This is a genomic window from Pseudoclavibacter sp. JSM 162008, from assembly GCF_041366455.1.
Classification (GTDB): domain Bacteria; phylum Actinomycetota; class Actinomycetes; order Actinomycetales; family Microbacteriaceae; genus Pseudoclavibacter.
This window is the reverse complement of the sequence record NZ_JBEWYX010000002.1, coordinates 232160-254378: the sequence shown is the minus strand read 5'-3', so window position 1 is coordinate 254378 and position 22219 is coordinate 232160. Positions and strand designations below refer to the sequence as shown.

Sequence of the window (22219 nt, the reverse complement as noted above, 5' to 3'; positions counted from 1 at the left end):
GAACGACGGGTCAGAGTGCCGAGTGCCTGACGCGCAGGATGTGCGCGGGGAGGGTGGAGGGGTCGAGGCGCACGTAGTTCGCGCCGCCCCAGATCCACTCGTGCCCGCTGAGGAGGTCTTCCACGCCGAATTCCGTGTCGGCGGCGAAGCCGAACTTGGTCTGGTCGATGTAGACCGTCGCCTCCTCGATGCCGGAGTGATTGAGGTTCACCGCGACGATGACCGTGTTGGAGACGCCGTCTGGGGAGTACTCGGCCGGCAGGTGCTTGGAGAAGACGAGCACGTTCTCGTTGTCGCTGAACTGCACTTCGAAGTTTCGCAGCTGCTGCAGTGCCGGGTTGGCGCGCCGCAGCTCGTTGAGCTTCGTCAGGAGCGGGGCGAGCGAGTAGCCGCTCGCCTCCTGGGCGGCCCAGTCGCGCTGCTTGTACTCGTACTTCTCGTTGTCGATGTTCTCTTCCGAGCCCGGACGTGCCACGTTCTCGGCGAGCTCGAACCCGGCGTAGACGCCCCACAGCGGCGAGGAGGTGGCGGCGACGATGGCGCGGATCTTGGCTGCGTTCCGCCCGCCCTGCTGCAGGTACTCGGTGAGGATGTCCGGAGTGTTGACGAAGAAGTTCGGGCGAAGGAAGTCGCTCGACTCCTTCGAGACCTCGGTGAGGTACTCCTCGAGCTCCTGCTTCGTGTTGCGCCAGGTGAAGTAGGTGTACGACTGCTGGAATCCGGCCTTCGCGAGCGCGTGCATGATGGCGGGGCGGGTGAATGCCTCGGCCAGGAAGATGACCTCCGGGTGCTTGGCGTTCACCTCGTGGATGAGCCACTCCCAGAACTGCAGCGGCTTCGTGTGCGGGTTGTCGACGCGGAAGATCTTGACCCCGAGCTCGATCCAGTACTCGACCGTCTCGAGGACCTCGGCGTAGAGGCCGTTGCGGTCTCCGTCGAAGTTGATCGGGTAGATGTCCTGGTACTTCTTGGGCGGGTTCTCTGCGTAGGCGATGCTGCCGTCCGGCAGCTGCGTGAACCAGTCCGGGTGCTCGGCGACCCAGGGGTGGTCAGGCGTGGCCTGCAGCGCGAGGTCGAGGGCGAGCTCCATGCCGTTCTTCTCGATCTCGCTGACGAAGTAGCGGAAGTCCTCGACCGTGCCGAGGTCGGGGTGGATGTCGCGGTGCCCGCCCTCTGCGGCACCGATGGCCCACGGCGAGCCGGGGTCGCCGGGTTCTGTCGTGAGCGAGTTATTGGGGCCCTTGCGATTGGTGCGGCCGATCGGGTGGATCGGGGGCACGTAGAGCACATCGAAGTTCATGGCCGCGACTGCGGGGACCCGCTCGGCTGCGGTTCGGAAGGTGCCGGAGGTCCAGCTGCCGTCCGCCGCCTGCGTCGCCCCTTCCGAGCGCGGGAAGAACTCGTACCAGGCCGCGTTCCCGGCGAGGGCGCGGTCGACCTGGATGCTGCGCTTGGCGGAGCTCGTCACGAGGGAGCGCACGGGGTGCGCCTCGATGACCTCGAGCACGTCGTCGGCGAGGAGGGACGCGAGACGGAAGGACGCGGAACGCGACGTGAAGCGCGACGCGGTCGCCGCATCCCGCAGCACGGCGCTCTGATGGCTGGTGAGCTCGGGGTTGGTGGCAGCGCGGTCGACGACCTGCGCACCGAGCTCGAGCATCACATCGACGTCGATGCCGGCTGGGATCTTGATCTCCGCGTTGTGCTGCCAGGTCGCGAAGTCGTCGTTCCAGGCCTCTATCCACCACTCGTGGGTGCCCGCCACCGTGACCTGGGCCTCGGCAAGCCAGGAGTCGGTGCCCTTCGGGCCAGGCTGCATGCGGATGCGCTCCGGCTGTGCGCCAGGTGCGGTCAGCACGAGCTCGACGCCGATGATGTCGTGCCCCTCGCGGAAGGAGACGCAGGAGAACGGGACGACGTCCCCGACGTATCCCTTCGTGGGGAAGAGGTTGTCGACGAGCTGCGGCTGCAGGTCGAGGATCGGGATGCGCCCGATCGCTGGCACGTACCCGGAGCCGGGGAACTGGTCGCCCGTCGACGGGAGCGCCGTCGCAACGGCGGCTGCGGCCGCGGGCTTCGCCGCCGACGCCTTCGGCTTGCGCGCGCGCGTCACCTTGGCTGGAGCCTGCACGACCGGCGCTGGCTGGCTGGTCGCCGGGGCTGACTCGCTCGTCGCCGGTGTCGCCTCTGGAGCCGGAGCTGCCTTCGGCGAGGCGCTCACTCGCTTGGCGGTCGCCCGACGCGGGCGGCTCGGTGGAATCTGGTCTTCTGACGCTGGTGTCGTTGCCACAACCGAACGCTACCAACACCCACCCTCAACGGGGCTGTCCGCGTGTCACGGAATGTGAACGACGTCCCGCACGGTGTCCGATCAGATGTGGTGGTGCGCGTGCTCCACATCCACCGCGTACACCTGCACCGAGGGCCCCGCGAGGCCGGTGAGCTGTCCTGGTACGAGCACGCGGCTCGAGCTAAGCGCCTCATCTGGGTGCTCGTGCGTCGAATCCCAGAGCAGACGGTAGCCCGTGACCTGGTCGACGGCGGGTGCCCGCAGCGCCGCGTCGTCCTCGCTGCCGTGGATGACGAGGAGAAGCCGGTCGACGAGCATCCGCTCGCCGTCGACGAGCACCGCGTCACCCGTGAAGTCGGCGTCTGCCTCGGGGATGTAGGCGTCGAGCAGCACCTGCAGGGTGCGGCCGCCGGGCCCCTGCCAGGAGCCGTCGCCCATGGGGTTGCCGAGCGCGTCGAACCACCGTCGCCTCGTCCCGTGCTCGCTCAGCGCGTGCCCGTGGTTGAAGCTGCTCGGGCGCAGCACCTGGTGCTTCCCCCGCAGCTCGATGAGTCGTCTCGTGTGCGCGAGCTGAGCGAGCTGGATCTCGCTGAGGTCCCAGGAGAACCAGGTGAGCGGCGAGTCCTGGTTGTAGGGATTGTTGTTCCCCTTCTGCGACCTCGCGACCTCGTCGCCGGCCGTGAGCATGGGGACACCCGCGCTCAAGAGGACCGTGCTCAGGAGGTTGCGCATCGAGCGGCGGCGCAGCGTCTCGATGCTGCTGCTGTCGCTCGGCCCCTCCACTCCGAAGTTCCACGAGCGGTTGTCGCCGGTGCCGTCGCGACCGAGTTCCGCGTTCTGCAGGTTGTGCTTGACGTTGTAGGAGACGAGATCACGCAGGGTGAAGCCGTCGTGCGCGGTGACGAAGTTCACCGAGGCCAGCGGCCCCCGCTCGTCGCTGAACATGTTGGACGAGCCGGCGAGCGACGTGCTGAAGGCGCCCGCACCCTCGGGATGGACGCCGGAGCTGCGCGCCTCGGCGATGTCGCGCACCCAGAATGAGCGGGCGTGGTCGCGGAAGCTGTCGTTCCACTCCGACCAGTCTTCCGGGAAGTTGCCCGTCTGCCAGCCGCCCATGCCGACGTCCCACGGCTCGGCGATGAGCTTGGTGTCCGAGAGGCGCTCGTCGCTGACGATGGCTTCGAGCAGCGGGTGGTGGCGTTCGAAGGCGTGGTGCGCGTTGCGTCCGAGCGTCGCCGCGAGGTCGAAGCGGAAGCCGTCGATGCGGAACTCCTCGACCCAGTAGCGGAGCGAGTCGATGATGAGCTCGCGCACGATGGCCTCGGACGTGTCGAGGGAGTTGCCGCATCCGGTCTGGTCGACGGGGTTGCCGTGCATGTCGTGGCGGTAGTAGGTGGCGTTGTCGAGGCCCCGGAACATGGACGTCTCGTCGCCGCGGCCGCCTTCGGACGTGTGGTTGTAGACGACGTCGAGGTAGACCTCGATGCCGGCGGCGTGCAAGTGCTTCACCATGCCCTTGAACTCGCGGGCGATGGCGTGCGGGCCGGCGGCGCGGGCGCCTGGGGAGGCGTAGTCGGCGTGCGGGGCGAAGAAGCCGAGCGTGTTGTAGCCCCAGTAGTTCGCCATCCCCTGGCGTCGCAGGAACGACTCGGAGGCGAACGCGTGGACGGGCAGCAGCTCGACGGCCGTGATGCCGACGGACTGCAGGTAGGCGATCGTGTCCTCGTGCGCGAGGCCCGCGTAGCTGCCGCGGAGGTGCTCCGGCATGTGCGGGGCGAGCTGCGTGAACCCCTTGACGTGCGCCTCGTAGACGACGACGTCGCGCAGCGGCAGCAGGGGCGCGCGCACGGTTCCCCAGTCGAACGGCTCCGACTCGACGACCTGCGCCGTCCAGATGGGCACGGCGACGGTGCCGACATTCGAGACCTGCCTGGCGTACGGCTCGACAAGCAGCCGGTGCTTGTCGAAGGCGCTGGTGCCGGTCGTCGGCCCGTCTGCGCGCACCGCGTAGCGCTGGCCGTTCACGAGCTCGGCGCATTCGGCCTGCCAGATGCCGCCCGGCATGCTGGCCATGTCGACAGTTCGTGTGACGGTGCCGTCGGCATCGATGAGGCAGAGGGTCATCGCGGATGCGTGCGCCGAGAACACGCGGAGGCGCGCGATCCCCTGATGGTGGGTGACGCCGAGGTCGGAGCGGGTCTGTGAGTCGAGCATGAGGCCTAAACTGTTCGAATTGAATGGTCGGCGCCGCATGGCGGCTGCACGGACCGTGTGCGTGCGCGCTCTGGTGCGCACGGATCGCGCAAGTCTATGTCGAGAGTGCCCGTATCCAGGGCAGGGCGGGGAGTGTAATGGCCGTTTACCTCGACCACGCCGCGACGACCCCGATGGTCCGCGAGGCGCGGGAAGCGCTCCTTGCCGGCTTGGACCTGACGGGGAATCCGTCGTCGATTCATGGCCACGGGCAGGCCGCGAAGCGGCTGCTCGAAGGGGCGCGGGAGCGCGTTGCCGCGGCGCTCGGCGCTGACCCGATCGAGGTGGTCCTGACGTCTGGTGGCACCGAGGCCATCAACCTCGGCGTCAAGGGCCTGTACTGGGCGAGGCGGCAGCAGGACGCGGCTCGTGTCCGAGTCCTGGCACCTCGAGGCGAGCACCACGCGACCGTCGACGCCGTCGAATGGCTCGCCGCCCATGAGGGGGCCGTCGTCGACTGGCTGCCGGTCGACGAGGCCGGCGTCGTCGACCTCGAGGTCGCCGAGCAGCGGATTCGGGAGCACGCGAACGAAGTGGCGCTCATCACGGTCATCCTCGCCAACAACGAGGTCGGCTCCGTGCAGCCGGTCCGCTCGCTCGCCGCGCTGGCGGCCGAGCACGGGATCCCAGTGCACGTCGACGCCGTCGCCGCCTTCGGGCACATCCCGGTCTCGCTGCGGGATCTCGACGTCGCCGCGCTCAGCGTCTCGGCGCACAAGATCGGCGGGCCGGTGGCCATGGGCGCGCTTGCGCTCGCGCGCGCCCACACCGTCGAGGCGCTCATCCACGGGGGCGGGCAGCAGCGGGGCGTGCGCTCTGGCACCCAGGACGTGCCAGCCGCGCTCGCGTTCGCAGCTGCGACGGACGCGGCGATGTCGCGAATGGACACGGAGGGCGCCCGCCTGGACGCCCTCGCGCGCCGTCTGGCGGACGGCCTCGCGAGGATCCCAGGAGCCGAGCTGCGCGGCGCTCCGCTCGACGGCGTGCTCCACGATGCGGGCGACGAGGTGCGGGCACGGGTGCCTGGCAACGTGCACGTCACGTTCGACGGCTGCCAGGGTGACTCCCTCCTCTTCCTCCTCGACATGGCCGGGTTCTCCGTCTCCACCGGCTCTGCCTGCCAGGCGGGCATCGCCGAGCCATCCCATGTCCTGCTCGGCATGGGTCTGGACGAGCGAACGGCGCTGAGTGCACTGCGCTTCACCCTGGGCGCGTCGACCGGCGACGATGACATCGCCTCGCTCCTCGACGTCCTCCCGAGGATCGTGGAGCAGGCGCGCACGGCTGGGTTCTCCGACCGGACCGTGTAGCGTCCTGGCGCGGTGTGCGCCTGCAGCGCATCCGCCCCGACACGTGTCGAAGTGTCGGCGGATGCGCCTACGCTGACGCCATGACGATGCGAGGTGCAGGAGGCGGACCGCCCGCCGGGGGCCGTGTTCGGGACGAGTCCGTGATCCGTGCCGCGAACGAGCAGGCCCCGCAGATCGACGACCTCTGGCAGCGCGTGCTTCGCCTGTTCGCGCCCTACCGAGGGAAGATCGCGATCGCGCTCGTGCTGGTGCTCATCACCGCGGCTATCTCGGTGCTGCCCCCGCTGCTGACCGAGCAGGCGTTCGACGTCGGCCTCTTCCCGCCGGGCGGCACCGGGCCGAACATCGGCGAGCTGTGGAAGATCGTCGGTCTCATGGCGGTGCTCTGGGTCGCCTCGAGTGCGCTCGGGGTCGTGCAGACCTACTTCACCGCCAGTGTCGGCAATTCCGTCATGGGCGACCTGCGAGTGCGCCTCTTCGATCACCTGCAGCGCATGGAGCTCGCGTTCTTCACGCGCACGAAGACCGGGGTCATCCAGTCCCGCCTCCAGAACGACGTCGGCGGAGTGGCGTCGACGCTGCAGTCGATGATCACGAGTGTCGTCGGCAACATCGTGACCGTCCTCGCGGCGGTCGTCGCCATGGCGCTGCTCTCCTGGCAGCTGACCATCATCGCGTTCGTCCTCATGCCAGCCCTCGTCTGGGCGCAGCGAAGGGTCGGCCAGGTGCGCGCCCGCATCGCGACGAAGACGCAGGAGTCCCTCTCCGAGATGACCGCGATCACGCAGGAATCGCTGAGCGTCTCCGGCATCCTGCTCGCGAAGTCGTTCGGACGCGAGGAGGCGGAGGGGCAGCGGTACCGCGCGGAGAACGTCCGGCAGATCGGGCTGCAGGTGAAGCAGACGATGAGCGGGCAGACGTTCTTCGCCTTCGTGTCCATCGTGTTCTCCCTCGTGCCCGCGGCTGTCTACATCGTCGGCGCATATCTCATCACCGGCGGCGTCGATCTCACGGCGGGCGCGATCGTGGCGTTCACGACGGTGCAGACCAGGCTCACGATGCCGCTCATCGGGCTCATGCGCATCGGCCTCGAGGTGCAGACGTCGAAGGCCCTGTTCGCGCGCATCTTCGAGTATCTCGACATGAGGCCTGCCATCACGCCGTCGCCGTCGCCCGTCGCGCTCGACGAGTCGAAGCTCGGCGAGGTCGAATTCGAGCACGTCTCGTTCCGGTACCCGGACACGGAGGTCGACTCGGCCCCTACGCTCGACGACGTGTCCTTCACGGTTCGCCAGGGGGAGTTCGTCGCGTTCGTCGGGCCGAGCGGCGCAGGGAAGACGACCATCGGCTACCTCGTGCCCCGGCTCTACGAGGTCTCGTCCGGCGCCGTGCGCTTCGCGGGCACCGACGTGCGCGACCTCGACCACGACGCGCTCATCGCGAACACGGGCATCGTGAGCCAGGAGAGCTACCTGTTCCACGCATCCATCGCCGAGAACCTGCGCTTCGCGAAGCCGGACGCCACCCAGGCCGAGATCGAGGAAGCCTGCAGGCAGGCCAACATCCACGAGACGATCTCGAAGTTCCCCGACGGCTACGAGACCCTCGTGGGGGAGCGAGGCTACCGACTCTCCGGTGGTGAGAAGCAGCGCGTGGCCATCGCCAGGGTCCTGCTCAAGGACCCTGCGGTGCTGGTCCTCGACGAGGCGACGAGCGCGCTCGACACACGGTCGGAGCGGTTCGTGCAGCGTGCCCTGGACGAGGCCTCACGGGGCCGCACGGTCCTGGCCATCGCGCACCGCCTCTCGACGGTCAAAGACGCCGACCTCATCTGCGTCATCGACGAAGGCCGCATCGTCGAGCGCGGGAACCACGCCGAGCTCATGGAGAGGGGAGGCCTCTACGCGGCGCTCCACGAGGAGCAGCGAACCGATGTCCAGCCTGAGCTCGAGACCTGAGTCGCGCTGACGCGGAGGCGCTCGTCTAGCGAGCCAGCTGGATCTCGTCCTCGATCTTCCATGTGCCGGCGAGCGCCGGGGCGAGCGGGATGACGCCGAGCGTGAGAACGGCCAGGAGCCCCAGCGAGATCGACCAGTTGCCGGTTGCCGTCGCGAGCACTCCGACCGTGAGCGGGGCGAGCGCCGCGAGGGCGTACCCGACGAGCTGGACGAACCCGCTGAGGATCGCCGAGCCCCGCTGGCCAGCCGCACGGAGGCCGATGAGCGTGAGGCAGATCGGGAAGAGGAGCTGCCCGAAGCCGATGAGCACGACCCAGAGGACAGGGGCCGCGGTCGGCGCGAAGATGAGGCCGGAGTAGCCGAACGCGAAGCCGGCAGCCGCGGTGATGAGCGGCCACGTCGTCCCGAGGTGCTTGATGACGAGCGGCGTGGCGAGGGAGAGCGGGATGCCTATGGCGGCGAACAGCGAGAGGTAGCCGGCCGCCGCGACAGTGTCGGCGCCTGCCCGCTCCTGCAGGATCGTGGGCAGCCACCCGAAGCAGCAGTAGGCGTTCATCGAAGAGATGGCGAAGGTCGTCGCGAGCGCCCAGGCCCGCTTCGAGCGCCAGATGGACCTGGCCGGCTTGGCGCGCGTGCCGTCGGGCAGCGTCACGGCCCCGGTCGTCGGGGCGACGTGACCGCGGGCCGCACGAACCTGTGCGCGCACGAGGAGCACGACCCACGGCACGGCGGCGGAAGCCGCGACGATCGCCCACATGGACACCGAGGTCCGCCATCCGCTGGCCAGGGCGACGGGGGCCGCGACGAGGGGCGGCAGCATCGTGCCGAGCGCCACGACGATCGCGTAGGTCGAGGTCATGACTGGGATGCGGGACCGGAAGTAGGTGACGACCACCGGTGGCAGGAGGATGTTGCCGATTCCCATGCCGAGCAGGGCGATGCCGCTGCCGCCGAGCAGCGTCGGCAGGTTCGGAGCGGCTCCGCGGAGGAGGTGCCCGGCGATGATCGCGGCGAGCGCGATGACGATGAGCAGCTCGAGGCGGACCCGTCGCAGGAGCCACGGAGTGATGAGGCCCGCGATCGCGAAGGCGACCGGGGGCAGCATCGTCAGCACGCCGGTCGTCGCCCCCTCGAGTGGGAGGTCCACCGAGATGAGGTCGAAGATCGACGACGCATTGGTGACGGCGGTTCGCAGGTTCAGAGCGAGCAGCACGAGTGCGAGGACGGCGATGGCGGTCCAGAACCATGGTGACCGGGCGGCGCCCGCTGGCGTCTGGGAGGGGAGAGTCGACACGAGGTGCAACTGTACTCAGCAGGTCCTCAGGAATCTTGCACTTGTGAAAGTTTGCACTCATGCATATTGTTGAGGGGTGTCGAACCCAGCTCTCTCCCTCCGCGAACGCAACCGCATCGACTGCTGGCATGCCATCCACGACGCCGCCGCCGACCTGACGATCGAGCGCGGCCTCGACGAGACGACGATCGACGCCATCAGCGAGCGCGCAGGCGTCTCGCGCAGGACCTTCTTCAACTACTTCCCGAGCAAAGAGGACGCGGTGCTCGGCATGCAGGCGCCCACGCTCCCAGAAGGCGCACTCGACGACTTCCGGGAAGGCGTGAGCGACTCCTTCGGTCGCACCATGCGACTCATGCTCGCCGTCCTCGACTCCGCCATTCCCGACCACGACGACTTCCCCCGCCGACGCACGCTCGCCGACCAGCACCCCGTGCTCGAGGAGCGGCTCAGGCGCCACATCAGCGCGGCAGAGGACATCGTCCTCTCGATCCTGACCGAGCAGGGCGGCGACAGTTCCACGGAGTCCCTCCCGGACGGCATCGAGTCCGCGAAGGCACTCCTCTCGCTCGCCGCGACCATCCTGCGCTTCACGAGCAGGAACGACCCCCAAGGCGTCCTGGCCGACCGGGAAGCCGCCATCAACCACTCCATCGACATCTTCCGGAAAGCGATCTCAGAAGCCCTATGACGACTCCCCCCAGCATCGATTCGCCGGTTCGCGTCGACGCCGCCCCCGGCGCAGAAGCCCGAACCAGTGCAGAGGCGCGGCCTGCCACGACGGGGGCGGGCGCAGCCGGTGCGCACCGACGCAGCATCGTGCCGCTCTTCCTGGGGCTCATGGTCACGATGCTCATGGCCTCGCTCAACAACACGGTGCTCTCGAGCGCCATGCCGACCATCGTCGGCGAGCTGCACGGTGTCGAGCACATGAGCTGGGTCGTGACCTCCTTCATCCTGGCCTCGACGGTCATGATGCCGGTCTACGGGAACCTCTCCGACCTCTTCGGCCGCAAGCCGCTGCTGCTCATCGCGATCGGCCTCTTCATCGCGGGTTCCGTGCTGGGCGGCCTGGCCCCCTCCATCGAGCTGCTCATCGGCGCGCGCATCGTGCAGGGACTCGGTGGCGGCGGCCTCATGATCCTCTCTCAGGCGGCCATCGCGGACGTCGTCCCGGCTCGTGAACGCGGCAAGTACATGGGCGTCATGGGCGCGGTGTTCGCATTCTCGTCCGTCGCCGGCCCACTGCTCGGCGGCTGGTTCACCGAGGGCCCTGGATGGCGCTGGGTGTTCTGGATCAACCTGCCCCTCGGCGCGCTCGCGCTCCTCGCGACCGTCTTCCTGCTCCGGCTGCCGAAGCGCCCCGCCCAGGAGCGCACGCGCATCGACGTCGGCGGCATGGCGCTCATCTCACTCGCGACGACCGCGCTTGTCCTCGTCGGCACGTGGGGCGGGTCGCAGTACGAGTGGACCTCGCCGACGATCCTGCTGCTCGCCGCGCTCGCGGTGGTCTCCGCTGTCGGCTTCGTCTTCGTCGAGCGCAGCTCCGCGAACCCGATCATGCCGCTCGGCATGTTCAAGGACCGCAACTTCATCCTGACCACGATCGCCAGCCTCGCAACCGGCGTCATCATGTTCGGCACGCTCGGCTACATGCCCACGTACCTGCAGATGGTGACGGGCTCCGGTCCGACCGTGTCCGGTCTGCTCATGACCCCCATGATGGGCGCGTTGCTCATCACCTCCATCCTGAGCGGGCAGTACGTGTCGCGCACGGGTCGGTACAAGTGGGTGCCGATCGCGGGCGCCGCCGTGCTCGGCGTGGGCCTCGTCGTGCTGTCGTTCGTCACCGTCGACAGCCCCGTGTGGATGATCTGCGTCGCTCTCGGCATCATGGGCGTCGGTCTGGGCGGCAGCATGCAGCTGCTCACCCTCATCGTGCAGAACTCGTTCCCGGCGAGGATCGTGGGAACAGCGACCGCCGCCAACAACTACTTCCGGCAGGTCGGCGCGACCCTGGGCTCCGCGGTCGTCGGCTCCGTCTTCGCCGCTCGCCTGACGCAGATGGTGGCGGACCGGCTGCCAGCCGGTGCCGCGCCCGAAGACGGCGCGAGCTCGTTCACGCCCGCTGCGATCGCGCAGCTGCCCGACCAGCTGCGCGCCATCATCGTGGGCTCGTACAACGAGGCGCTCATCCCGATCTTCCTCGCGCTCGTGCCGCTGACGGTCATCTCCATCGTCGCCCTGTCGTTCCTCAAGGAGAAGCCACTGGCGACTGGCAAGGAGCCGGCGACGACCACCTCGGCGACGCACGTCGGCTGAATCGGCTCCGGGCCGGGCTCTCGGTGCCTCGCTAGATGCAGAGCTCCGACCCGAGGTCGATCGTCTGCCCGTCCGCCGTCATCGTCGCGAGCCCGCACCAGCGCTCGCTGGTCTGAGGGCTGATGCCGAGCGTCGTGTACACGGACTGCACGTCGTAGGCCGAGACCGACTGGCCGCGCTCCGAGTCGCGGTCGACGGCGGGGTACACCGACATCGTGAGCTCGTTTCCCGCCGCCGCTCCGTCGTACCTCGTGACCCGGCCCCAGACGGCCTTGCAGCTCGTCGAGTACATCAGCTGCACCTGCGTCTCGCGCGTCCGCATCTCGCTGGCTGCGACCACCGCGTCGTCACGGCAGACCGTCTGCATGGGGTCCAGTCCGTCGGAGATCCCCGCGTACGGGTCATCCGCAGTCTGCAGCTGGCCGACGCCGAACCAGATCCCGCTTGTCACGGCTGCGGACACGAGGGCGGCTGCTGCTGCCGTGGTCAGCAGTCTGCGCTTCGTGATGGGAGGCGGCAGGGGCGCCGGCGCCTCAGGACCAGGCGACGGTGCGTCCGCGCTCCCATCCGTGGTGCCTGACCCCACGAGCGTGGGTCCGCCCGCCGTCTGCTCGGGGGCCACGGGCACGACCTGGACGCTCGGCGGTAAGACGAGCTCGCTGCGACGCTCGAGCCAGGGGGCCGGATCGGCGCCCAGCGCCGTGACCAGACGCTCCACGGTCTTCGCCGTCGGCAGTCGCTGACCGCCAAGGGCGTCTCCGACCACGCTCTTCGAGATCCCGGCCGTCTCCGCGAGCCGCATGATGGTGGGCCTGCCGGCCTCTTCGCGAAGCGATTGGAGATCGGACGCGAACCGGGCGGGGGAATCTCGGATGTCGCTCACGCGCTGCCTCCCTCGTGAGCATCTTCGCTCGTTGGCGATGGACATGGTCAAATTACCAGAGCCACGCATCTCCCCAGAGGGGTTGTCGGAGGCCCGACGTACACTTATCCGGTGAAAGTTCTAGCCGCCATGAGCGGCGGGGTCGATTCCGCCGTCGCAGCAGCCCGAGCCGTCGAGGCAGGGCACGAAGTGATCGGCGTGCACCTCGCGCTCTCCCGAATGCCCGGCACCCTCCGCACAGGTTCGCGCGGGTGCTGCACCATCGAGGACTCGATGGATGCGCGCCGCGCCGCCGACCTCCTCGGCATCCCGTTCTACGTCTGGGACTTCTCCGAGCGGTTCAAGCTCGACGTGGTCGACGACTTCATCGCCGAGTACAGCGCGGGTCGCACGCCGAACCCCTGCATGCGCTGCAACGAGAAGATCAAGTTCGCGGCTCTGCTCGAGAAGGCCATCGACCTCGGGTTCGACGCCGTCTGCACGGGCCACTACGCGACGCTGGAGACGGGGACGGACGGGCTGGTCGAGCTGCACCGGGCGAGCGCCTGGGCCAAGGACCAGTCGTACGTGCTCGGCGTGCTCACGCAGCAGCAGCTGGAGCACTGCTACTTCCCGCTCGGAGACACCCCGTCGAAGGACCTGATCCGAGCTGAAGCGGCCGAGCGCGGCATCAGCGTCGCGCAGAAGCCCGACTCGCACGACATCTGCTTCATCCCGGATGGCGACACCAGGGGCTGGCTCGGCGATCGCATCGGCACCGCGACTGGCCAGGTGGTCGACAGTGCAGGCACGACGCTCGGCGAGCACGACGGTGCGACGGCCTACACGGTCGGTCAGCGCAAGGGGCTCCGCCTCGGGGTGCCAGCTCCCGACGGCAAGCCTCGGTTCGTGCTCGAGATCCGTCCGAAGACCAACGAGGTCGTTGTCGGGCCGAAGGAAGCGCTGAGGATCGCCGAGATCGCGGGCCAGCGGATGAGCTGGACGGGGGCCGCGAAGTCGGAGACCGACGGCGAGTTCCGCTGCGACGTGCAGATCCGTGCACACGCCGACCCGGTGCCCGCAACCGCGCGGATTCACGCCAGCGCTGAGAGTACCCGCGACGACGCGACCATCCCTGGCGTCGAGTGGAGTGTCAGCGTGGATGAGCCCCTCGTCGGCGTCGCGCCGGGCCAGACGGCAGTCGTCTACGTCGGCACGCGCGTGCTCGGCCAGTTCACGATCGATCGCACAGTGAGCGCCGTGCAGACCGGTGAGACAGCGGCGGGTTCTGCCGAGACAGGCAGCGCAGATGAGCAGGAGGCGGCATGAGCAAGAAGACCGAGGGTGGCCCGCTCAAGGACGGCGAGGCGATGGATCTGCTCACCGACCGTGCCGAGCACTGGGCGGCGCAGTACAGGAACCTGTCCGACCCCGATCGGTGGCGCGCTGACTACGACGCGCACTTCGCAGCTCCCGCGCTGCAGCTCGCCAAGCGCTGCACCCTCGGGGCTCGGAAGTTCGGCGCGAGGGACTGGATCCTCGCCCTGGTGCTCTGGTTCCTCATCGGCGGCACCGTGTTCCTCGCCTCGAACTTCCTCATGCAGCTCGAGCCGACCTGGCAGATCGTCTTCGCGGTGTTCGCCGGGCTGATCGCGGTGGTGGGCATCGTGCAGAGCTACCTCGAGACGACGAGCGAGAAGCGCGCGACGAAACGTCTGGCCGCCAAGAACGAATGGCTGCTGAATGTGAGCCGCAAAGCGGCGATGGCGACGCTCAACTCGCGTTCCGGGGCGTCGGCATGACGACGTTCGACGACGCGCGAGTCCGCGCCGAGGAGCTGCGGGAACTCGTCTCCGGCTACCAGGCGGCCTACTACGAGCGCGACGCGCAGCTCGTCTCCGACGCCGAGTACGACGGCCTTGTCCGTGAGCTGGACCAGCTCGAGCGTGAGCATCCCGAGCTGCAGTCGCAGGACTCGCCGACGCAGACCGTCGGTGGCGGCGTCGCGGACGGCCTGCGGCCCATCGAGCACGCTGAGCGCATGCTCTCGCTCGACAACGTCTTCTCGGTCGACGAGCTGCGCGAGTGGTGCGCCAAGACGGAGGCGTCCGCGGGCCGACACATCGAATGGCTCACCGAGCTGAAGATCGACGGGCTCGCGATTGCGCTGCGCTACGAGCACGGCAAGCTCGTGACCGCGGCGACCCGTGGCGACGGCCGCACGGGCGAGGAGGTGACCCAGAACGCCCTGCAGATCGACGGCATCCCGGCCGCGCTCGCGGGCGAGGGGCATCCGCCGATCGTCGAGGTGCGCGGCGAGGTGTTCATCCCCGTCGCCGCGTTCAGGGAGCTCAACGAGTTCCAGGCTTCGCTGCGGCCCCGCGCCGTCGAGGAGTACCGGGCCAGGTGGGAAGCGCGCTCGGAGGCGACGCGAGGCGAGTTCGACGAGGACGCCGAGCTGGCACGAGCGACCAAGCGATTCCCGGACTTCGCCAACCCGCGCAACGCGGCGAGCGGCGGGCTGCGGCAGCAGCTCGAGAAGAAGAGCGGGCTCGAGCGAGAGGCCGGCGAGCTGCGGCTCCACTCGTTGCAGATGTACGTGCACGGCATCGGTGCCTGGCCGTCGCCGCCCGTCGAGTCGCAGAGCCAGGTCTACGAGCTGCTGGCGAGCTGGGGCCTGCCCGTCACCCCGTACGCGAAGGTCGCCGCGTCCGTCGACGACGTCGTGGAGTTCGTCGAGCACTACGGCGCGGAACGCCACTCCGTCGAGCACGAGCTCGACGGCATTGTCGTGAAGGTGGACGAGCTCGACCTGCACGACGAGCTCGGCATGACGAGCCGCGCCCCACGCTGGGCCATCGCCTTCAAGTACCCTCCCGAAGAAGTGCACACGAAGCTCCTCGACATCGCGGCCAGCGTCGGCCGCACCGGGCGAGTGACGCCGTTCGCGATCATGGCGCCCGTCAAGGTCGCGGGCAGCGTGGTGCGCATGGCCACTCTCCACAACCAGGATGTGGTTCGCGTCAAGGGCGTGAAGATCGGCGACACCGTCGTGCTGCGCAAGGCGGGAGATGTGATCCCCGAGGTGCTCGGCCCGGTGCTCGAGCTGCGCGGCGACGACGTGCGCGACTTCGTGATGCCGGCCGACTGCCCGGAATGCGGCACGCCGCTTCGGCCCATGAAGGAGGGCGACGTCGATCTGCGCTGCCCGAACGCCCGGTCGTGCCCCGCCCAGGTTCGTGGTCGCGTCGAGCACATCGGCTCGCGCGGAGGACTCGATGTGGATGCGCTCGGCGAGGTCACCGCTGCCGCGCTGACCCAGCCGACCGTGCCAGAGCAGCCACCACTCGAGACCGAGGCGCGGCTCTTCGCGCTCACGCTCGAGGAGATCGTGCCCATCGAGGTCGTCGTCCGCGACTCCGAGACCGGTGAGCCCAAGACCGACGAGGAGACGGGCGAGCTCGTGCGACGCGCCCCGTTCCAGAAGGTCTCTCTGGTGTACCCGCCAGGCTCTGAGGACATGACGCCGGCGGAGCGACGCAAGGCCGGCATCAAGAAGGACTTCCGGCTCGTGGAGCCGTCGAAGCAGGCGACGACGCTCCTCGAGCAGCTCGAAGTCGCCAAGACCAAAGACCTGTGGCGTCAGCTCGTGTCGCTGAACATCCGCCACGTCGGTCCTGTCGCTGCCCGCGCGGTGGCTGACTGGTTCGGTTCGCTCGACGCTATCGAGGCGGCGCCCGCCGAGGAGCTGGCACAGGTTGAAGGCGTGGGGCCGACGATCGCCGACGCGATCGTCGAGTGGCTCGCGGAAGACTGGCACCGGGAGATCATCGACGCCTGGCGGGCGGCGGGTGTTCGCTTCGCGACTCCGAACCACCCCGGACCCGGCGCGATGACGAGCGCGGATGGTCCGCTCTCCGGCCTGAGCGTCGTCGCGACCGGAACCCTCGAGGGGTTCACGCGCGACGGCGCGAAGGAGGCGATCATCGCGGCGGGCGGGAAGGCCGCGGGGAGCGTTTCCAAGAAGACGGACTTCGTGGCGGCGGGCCCCGGTGCCGGCTCGAAGCTGACGAAGGCGGAGGAGCTCGGCATCCCGATCCTCGATGCCGACGGCTTCCGCCTGCTGCTCGAGGGCGGGCCGAGCGCAGTGGAGCACCTGCGAGCAGAAGCAGAATGAGGGACCCGCAGGGTCCGACGACCAGGAGCGGACTCCGAGGCTGCGGCCCGGTCGCTCGGCTACAGTGTGCAGGCCGTGGCATCGGCTCGCCGCGGAGGAACGGGGAACCATGCTCAGCGTGAGCTTGCAAGATCTGGCGGACGACGCCGCCATCCTCCACTTCGACGCGCACGCGCAGCTCACGGAGCGGCTCGGCGACGCCGGATGGGATGTCGATTTGACTGCTCCGTCGATCACGTACCAGACCCAGCCGAGCCCGACGGTGCTCCCGGTCCAGCTCATCGGCAGCGTCGCCCAGAGTGCGGGCACGTGGATGTGGGGTTGGAACAACGTCAACAACTTCCCGGAACAGGCCATCGCGCTCGCCGGACGGGTGCGTTCGTTTGTGCTCGATGGCGGGCCGGAGCAGCTGTCGTCCTCCGTGGTGAAGACCGACGAGGCCGCGCCGCTCCTGCTGGTCCTCGCAGCGAAGGCCCTCACACGATCGCGCGACAGCGTCGTCCTCGAGGCCGCGCCCGGCGTGCAGGTGCACCTCATGGTGCAAGCGGGGCCAGACACGGCGACGACCGCCGAGCGAGCGACGCGCGCCATCCTGGATGCACTGGATGCCGGGGTCCTGGGCGACCACGTGCGTGCCCTCCACGCGTATGCGGCACGCAGCGAGTCGCAGCTCAGCCGCACGGGCGCGTCCAGTTACGAGCTCTCCACGAGTGCCGGCAGCGTCGAGATCACCCTCGACGACGCGCAGCGGATCCTGGTCGCTCGCGTGACCCCGGAGGCGACCGCCGACAGCAGCGAGCCCGAGGTCGTGCCGGACAGCGTGCCGGACAGCACATCGGGCAGCCTGTCCGAGAGCACGTCGGGCAGCGTGCCCGAGGTGGCGCCCGAGCGCACGTCTGACGTCGCTCCGTCGGCCGAAACAGCTCAGGTGTCGCCCGAAGAGCAACCGGCCACCGAGGTTGTTCCGGACCAGGAGCCGACGGCTGATCACACGCCGCAGATCGAGCACACGCCGACTCCGGAACCGGGGGTGAAACTCGATCACGCACCGAGCGATGCACCTCCGGCTCCGTTGCACGAGCTGCAGACCACGGAGGCGCAGCCTGCGCCTGTTCCTGTCGTACCGCCCGCTGGGCTCCCGACACCACCTCCGCCTGTCGTACCCGCATCGGCCCCGTACGTCGAATCGCCGCAGCGCGCAGAGCGGCGAGCAGAGACCGCTGCGCCCCCGTCCGCGGGGCTTCCACCGGCATCAGGAACGGCTCAGTCTCAGGCCGCGGCTCCCGGTGCCCCCTGGCAGCCGTTCGACGCTTCGCCCCGCTGGGAACGGACCCCGCCATCGGCCGTCGCCCCACCTGTCGGCGGCCCCCCTCCCGTTCCAGCACCTGCGCCAGGTGAGGGCGCAGCACAGGGCTTCCTTCCGCCGCACCTCGCGAACCCGCCCCAGGGTGCCCAGGCCGGAAACCCTGTCCCGCCCTCGCAAGCAGGCCCGTCAGCTCCCTTCGGGCGTCCTCCGCAGCAGGGGCAGCACGGCCAGCCCACGCAGCCAGGCCAGCCGAATCACTTCGGCCAACCCAACCAGCAGCCCATGCAGCCCATGCAGCCCATGCAGCCTGGCCAGCCGAGCGCCTACGGCCAGCCGAGCGCGTACGGCCAGCCGAGCGCCGTGGGACATCCGGGCCAGCAGTATCCCCAGCAGGGGCAGGGCGGAAATCACGGCCAGCCGCCGCAAGCCGGGTGGCAGCAGCCTCCCCAGCAGCAGTTCCCGCACACGGGGCAGCCCGGCCAGCCCGGGAACCCGGGCCCCCAGGGTCAGCCGTGGCAGGGCCAATCCCAGCCGGGTGGCTCCTGGCAGCGCCCGCAGGTACAGCCGCCGGCGTACGGGAACGAGCAGGGGCGCGCTCAGCAGAACCAGGGCCAGCCGCCGCAGTGGCAACCTGGCCAGCAGCAGGCTCCCGGCAGCCAGCATCCCGGCAACCAGTACCCAGCGCAGCTCGGAGGCTTCGACCCGAGGCGCCAGGGGCAGCCGCAGCAGTTCCCGCCGTCGCGCGCGCCGCAGCAACCTCCGCAGGACGGCGCCTGGAACCGCCAGCCACCATACGGTCAGGCGCCACAGGGCCAGCCACCGTATGGACAGAACCCACAGGGGCAGGGTCCGTATCCCGGCCAGGCTCCACAGGGGCAGGGTCCGTATGCCGGCCAGGCTCCGCAGCAGGGGCCGAACCAGGGGCAGCACCCTCAGCCGGGCCAGCCCGGGTACGATCCACGCTGGCCTGGCAACGGCCAGCCGCCCTGGCCACCCCAGCAGCAGCCACCACGCCAGTAGTCAGCAGCGAGCACGGCCGCGCCCTGGGCGCGGCCTAGACTTGTCCAGCCCTGGCCGACGCACTATCGGAGACGAATGACCGACATCACTGCCGCCGACGTTGAGCACCTCGCTCAGCTCGCACGCATCGACCTCGCAGACGGCGAGATCGAGCGCGTCACCGGCGAACTCATCGAAATCCAGCACCTGATCCAGAAAGTGCAGGAGGTGGCGACCCCCGACGTGGACGTGACGACGCATCCGATCGCCATGCACAACGTGACACGTGCAGACGAGGTCGGCGAACCGCTCGACCGCGATGCTGCGCTCGCAGGAGCGCCGGACAGCGACGGGACACGATTCCGTGTCACCGCGATCCTGGGAGAAGAGCAGTGACCGCCGACATCACGCGCCTGAGCGCGACCGACCTGGCGGCGGCGATCGCGGCCGGCACCATCAGCTCCATCGAAGCGACCACCGCACACCTCGAGCGCATCGAGGCTGTCGACGGTGACGTCCACGCGTTCCTCCACGTCGATGCCGACGCCTCGCTTGCCGCCGCGGGACGTGTCGACGCGAAGCGGCAGGCCGGCGAGAAGCTCGCTCCGCTGGCTGGCGTCCCCGTCGCCGTCAAGGACAACATCGCCACGAAGGGCACGCCGACGACCGCCGGCTCCCGCATCCTCGAGGGCTGGGTGCCGCCGTACGACGCGACCGTCGTCGAGCGCCTCCGCGACAACGACCTCGTCATCATCGGCAAGACCAACCTCGACGAGTTCGCGATGGGCTCTTCCACCGAGCACTCCGCCTACGGTGCCACGCACAACCCGTGGGACCTCGAGCGCATTCCCGGCGGTTCAGGTGGAGGCTCCGCCGCTGCCGTCGCCGCCTACGAGGCGCCGCTCGCTCTCGGAACCGACACCGGTGGATCCATCCGTCAGCCTGCATCCGTCACGGGCACCGTGGGCATGAAGCCCACCTACGGCGGCGTCAGCCGCTATGGGGCGCTCGCGCTCGGATCCTCGCTCGACCAGATCGGGCCGGCAGCACGCAACGTGCTCGACACGGCCGCCCTCCACGACGTGCTCGCGGGCCACGACCGCCGCGACTCCACCTCGCTCACGGGGGAGTGGCCGTCCTTCACCGACGCAGCTCTTGCGGGCCGCAACGAGGACTCCGTTCGCGGACTCCGTATCGGTGTGCCCAAGCAGATCGCCGACGGGGCGGGCTTCGAACCCGGGGTCACCCAGCGCTTCCAGGAGGCGCTTGCCGCGCTCGAGGAACGCGGTGCGGTCGTCTCGTGGATCGAGACGCCGCACTTCGAGTACGCCGTCGCCGCGTACTACCTGATCATGCCCGCGGAAGCATCGAGCAATCTCGCTCGCTACGACTCCGTGCGCTTCGGGCTGCGGGTCACGGACGCCTCCGCCACAACCGTCGAGAAGGTCATGTCGGCGACGCGAAGCAAGGGCTTCGGTGACGAGGCCAAGCGCCGCATCCTCCTCGGGACCTACGCGCTCTCGGCCGGCTACTACGACGCCTTCTACGGGTCGGCCCAGAAGGTGCGCACGCTCGTGCAGCAGGACTTCGCCGCCGCCTTCGCCGGTGTCGACGTGCTCGCCGCGCCCACGTCGCCGACCACGGCCTACAAGCTCGGCGAGAAGGCAGAGGACCCGACGGCCATGTACCTCGCCGACCTCACGACCATCCCCGCCAACCTCGCTGGCGTCCCCGGCATCTCCGTGCCCGGCGGACTCGCGCCCGAGAACGGGCTGCCGGTCGGCATCCAGTTCATGGCGGCCGCCCGCGACGACGCACGCCTCTACACCGTGGCTGCGGCGCTCGAACAGACTCTCGAAGACCGATGGGGCGGACCCCTGCTCGCGCAGGCGCCCCAGCTGAAGGCAGGTGCACGCTGATGGCCAAGCCAGAGCTGATGGACTACGACCGCGCGCTCGAACTCTACGAGCCCGTCATCGGTCTCGAGGTGCACGTCGAGCTCGGCACCAAGACCAAGATGTTCTCCGACACCCCGAACCACTCGGGGAACGAGGTGGGCGGCGAGCCGAACACCAACATCGGGCCGGTCGACCTCGGCCTTCCCGGGACGCTGCCCGTAGTCAACGAGCAGGCTGTGCGCTACTCGATCGCGCTCGGGCTCGCCCTCAACTGCGAGATCGCCGAGGTCTCGGGCTTCGCGCGGAAGAACTACTTCTACCCCGACAACCCGAAGAACTATCAGATCTCGCAGTATGACGACCCCATCGCCTTCGACGGCGAGGTCGAGGTCGAGCTGGAGGACGGCACCGTCTTCCACGTTCCGATCGAGCGCGCCCACATGGAAGAAGACGCGGGCAAGCTCACGCACGTCGGAGGGTCGACCGGCCGCATCCAGGGCGCCGAGTACTCGCTGGTCGACTACAACCGCGCCGGTGTGCCACTCGTCGAGATCGTGACCCGGCCCATCTTCGGCGGTGAGGCGCAGACGCCGCAGCTCGCGGCGGCGTACGTCTCGACGATCCGCGACATCGTCCGCGCGCTCGGCGTCTCCGAGGCTCGCATGGAGCGTGGCAACCTCCGCTGCGACGCCAATGTCTCGCTCCGCCCGCGGGGCGAGGAGAAGCTCGGCACGCGCACGGAGACGAAGAACGTCAACTCGTTCAGGTCGATCGAGCGCGCAGTCCGGTACGAGATCCAGCGCCAGGCTGCGCTCCTCGCGGCTGGCGGGAGCATCACGCAGGAGACCCGGCACTGGCACGAGGACACGGGACGCACCTCATCCGGTCGTCCGAAGTCCGACGCCGACGACTACCGATACTTCCCTGAGCCCGACCTCATGCCGCTGCGCCCCAGCCGTGAGCTCGTCGAGGAGCTTCGCGCGACGCTTCCCGAGGCGCCCGTCGCCCGCCGCCGCCGCCTCAAGGCGGAGTGGGGCTTCGCCGACCAGGAGTTCCAGGACATCGCCAACGCGGGGCTTCTCGAGGTCGTCGATGCGACCGTCGCGGCTGGCGCGACGGTCGCTGGCGCCAAGAAGTGGTGGATGGGCGAGCTCTCGCGCATCGCCAACGACCGCGGAGTGCAGGCCACGGACCTCGCGACCCCGCGGCAGATCGCCGAGCTCGACGGTCTGATCACGGCAGGCACGGTCAACGACCGACTCGCGCGCGACGTGCTCGAGGGAGTGCTCGCGGGTGAGGGATCTCCCGCAGAGGTCGTCGAATCGCGCGGACTCGCCGTCGTCAGCGATGACGGGCCTCTCATCGAGGCCATCGACGCGGCACTTGCGCAGCAGCCTGACGTCCTCGCGAAGATCCGCGACGGCAAGGTGCAGGCGGCAGGTGCGGTCATCGGCGCCGTGATGAAGGCGATGCGGGGCAAGGCAGACGCCGCGCGCGTGCGAGAGCTCGTTCTCGAGCGCGCCCAGAGCTCCTAGAGCTCGAACTCGTAC

At 69.2% G+C, this 22219-nt stretch carries 15 protein-coding genes; 11 read left to right on the top strand and 4 right to left on the bottom strand.

All coding sequences use genetic code 11. The features are described 5' to 3' along the window. Positions 1–10: 10 nt before the first annotated feature. Positions 11–2005, bottom strand: a complete 1995-nt coding sequence (locus ABVF28_RS02625) for an alpha-1,4-glucan--maltose-1-phosphate maltosyltransferase (protein ID WP_179557603.1) — start codon at positions 2003–2005, stop codon at positions 11–13. A gap of 366 nt (positions 2006–2371) precedes the next feature. Beyond that, positions 2372–4504: a glycogen debranching protein GlgX gene (gene glgX / locus ABVF28_RS02620; protein ID WP_258068055.1), complete on the bottom strand. Its 2133-nt coding sequence runs from the start codon at positions 4502–4504 to the stop codon at positions 2372–2374. A 137-nt stretch (positions 4505–4641) separates the two neighbouring features. Here glgX and ABVF28_RS02615 point away from each other — a divergent pair, with 137 nt between their 5' ends. Together ABVF28_RS02615 and ABVF28_RS02610 are read left to right on the top strand one after the other, a co-directional pair. Further along, positions 4642–5853 (top strand): cysteine desulfurase family protein, encoded by a 1212-nt coding sequence (locus tag ABVF28_RS02615; RefSeq protein ID WP_371029379.1) that lies wholly within the window; start codon positions 4642–4644, stop codon positions 5851–5853. 86 nt (positions 5854–5939) lie between these two features. Then, positions 5940–7811, top strand: a complete 1872-nt coding sequence (locus ABVF28_RS02610) for an ABC transporter ATP-binding protein (RefSeq protein WP_371029412.1) — start codon at positions 5940–5942, stop codon at positions 7809–7811. A 25-nt stretch (positions 7812–7836) separates the two neighbouring features. Here ABVF28_RS02610 and ABVF28_RS02605 read toward each other — a convergent pair whose 3' ends face one another. Further along, a complete protein-coding gene (locus ABVF28_RS02605; RefSeq protein WP_371029378.1) occupies positions 7837–9105 on the bottom strand; it encodes an MFS transporter in 1269 nt (422 codons plus the stop codon). Positions 9106–9181: 76 nt separating this feature from the next. Here ABVF28_RS02605 and ABVF28_RS02600 point away from each other — a divergent pair, with 76 nt between their 5' ends. Continuing rightward, on the top strand, positions 9182–9796 hold the full coding sequence (locus ABVF28_RS02600) for a TetR family transcriptional regulator (protein WP_371029377.1): 615 nt from the start codon (positions 9182–9184) through the stop codon (positions 9794–9796). Further along, positions 9793–11427, top strand: coding sequence for an MDR family MFS transporter (locus ABVF28_RS02595; RefSeq protein ID WP_371029376.1), 1635 nt, complete (start codon positions 9793–9795; stop codon positions 11425–11427). Before ABVF28_RS02600 ends, ABVF28_RS02595 begins: the two co-directional genes overlap by 4 nt. Before the next feature lie 31 nt (positions 11428–11458). On the opposite strand, the gene ABVF28_RS02590 is transcribed toward ABVF28_RS02595, so the two are convergent. Further along, the gene (locus tag ABVF28_RS02590) at positions 11459–12310 is read right to left on the bottom strand and encodes a DUF2690 domain-containing protein (RefSeq protein ID WP_371029375.1); all 852 of its coding nucleotides are present in this window, start codon (positions 12308–12310) and stop codon (positions 11459–11461) included. A gap of 129 nt (positions 12311–12439) precedes the next feature. Here ABVF28_RS02590 and mnmA point away from each other — a divergent pair, with 129 nt between their 5' ends. The 7 genes from mnmA to gatB all read left to right on the top strand — a co-directional run bounded on the left by mnmA (position 12440) and on the right by gatB (position 22204). After that, complete coding sequence (gene mnmA, locus ABVF28_RS02585) at positions 12440–13618, top strand: tRNA 2-thiouridine(34) synthase MnmA (protein WP_371029411.1); 1179 nt, start codon at positions 12440–12442, stop codon at positions 13616–13618. Beyond that, positions 13615–14091 (top strand): hypothetical protein, encoded by a 477-nt coding sequence (locus ABVF28_RS02580; RefSeq protein WP_371029374.1) that lies wholly within the window; start codon positions 13615–13617, stop codon positions 14089–14091. Before mnmA ends, ABVF28_RS02580 begins: the two co-directional genes overlap by 4 nt. Further along, on the top strand, positions 14088–16466 hold the full coding sequence (gene ligA / locus ABVF28_RS02575) for an NAD-dependent DNA ligase LigA (protein ID WP_371029373.1): 2379 nt from the start codon (positions 14088–14090) through the stop codon (positions 16464–16466). The genes ABVF28_RS02580 and ligA overlap by 4 nt, the downstream gene beginning before the upstream one ends. Before the next feature lie 118 nt (positions 16467–16584). Beyond that, positions 16585–18792 carry a DUF6882 domain-containing protein gene (locus tag ABVF28_RS02570; protein WP_371029372.1) on the top strand — a complete coding sequence of 736 codons (2208 nt, stop codon included), beginning with the start codon at positions 16585–16587 and terminating at the stop codon, positions 18790–18792. 75 nt (positions 18793–18867) lie between these two features. Further along, positions 18868–19167 carry an Asp-tRNA(Asn)/Glu-tRNA(Gln) amidotransferase subunit GatC gene (gene gatC / locus ABVF28_RS02565; RefSeq protein WP_104311367.1) on the top strand — a complete coding sequence of 100 codons (300 nt, stop codon included), beginning with the start codon at positions 18868–18870 and terminating at the stop codon, positions 19165–19167. After that, positions 19164–20690 (top strand): Asp-tRNA(Asn)/Glu-tRNA(Gln) amidotransferase subunit GatA, encoded by a 1527-nt coding sequence (gene gatA / locus ABVF28_RS02560; RefSeq protein WP_104311368.1) that lies wholly within the window; start codon positions 19164–19166, stop codon positions 20688–20690. Before gatC ends, gatA begins: the two co-directional genes overlap by 4 nt. Continuing rightward, on the top strand, positions 20690–22204 hold the full coding sequence (gatB, locus tag ABVF28_RS02555; RefSeq protein ID WP_371029371.1) for an Asp-tRNA(Asn)/Glu-tRNA(Gln) amidotransferase subunit GatB: 1515 nt from the start codon (positions 20690–20692) through the stop codon (positions 22202–22204). The genes gatA and gatB overlap by 1 nt, the downstream gene beginning before the upstream one ends. The last annotated feature ends 15 nt before the right edge of the window (positions 22205–22219 follow it).

Bases quoted from the DNA above. Each gene is read 5' to 3' on its own strand.
- glgX (WP_258068055.1), bottom strand. From the start codon at position 4,504: ATGCTCGACTCACAGACCCGCTCCGACCTCGGCGTCACCCACCATCAG.
- ABVF28_RS02615 (WP_371029379.1), top strand. From the start codon at position 4,642: ATGGCCGTTTACCTCGACCACGCCGCGACGACCCCGATGGTCCGCGAG.
- ABVF28_RS02610 (WP_371029412.1), top strand. From the start codon at position 5,940: ATGCGAGGTGCAGGAGGCGGACCGCCCGCCGGGGGCCGTGTTCGGGAC.
- ABVF28_RS02595 (WP_371029376.1), top strand. From the start codon at position 9,793: ATGACGACTCCCCCCAGCATCGATTCGCCGGTTCGCGTCGACGCCGCC.
- mnmA (WP_371029411.1), top strand. From the start codon at position 12,440: ATGAGCGGCGGGGTCGATTCCGCCGTCGCAGCAGCCCGAGCCGTCGAG.
- ABVF28_RS02580 (WP_371029374.1), top strand. From the start codon at position 13,615: ATGAGCAAGAAGACCGAGGGTGGCCCGCTCAAGGACGGCGAGGCGATG.
- ligA (WP_371029373.1), top strand. From the start codon at position 14,088: ATGACGACGTTCGACGACGCGCGAGTCCGCGCCGAGGAGCTGCGGGAA.
- gatC (WP_104311367.1), top strand. From the start codon at position 18,868: ATGACCGACATCACTGCCGCCGACGTTGAGCACCTCGCTCAGCTCGCA.
- gatB (WP_371029371.1), top strand. From the start codon at position 20,690: ATGGCCAAGCCAGAGCTGATGGACTACGACCGCGCGCTCGAACTCTAC.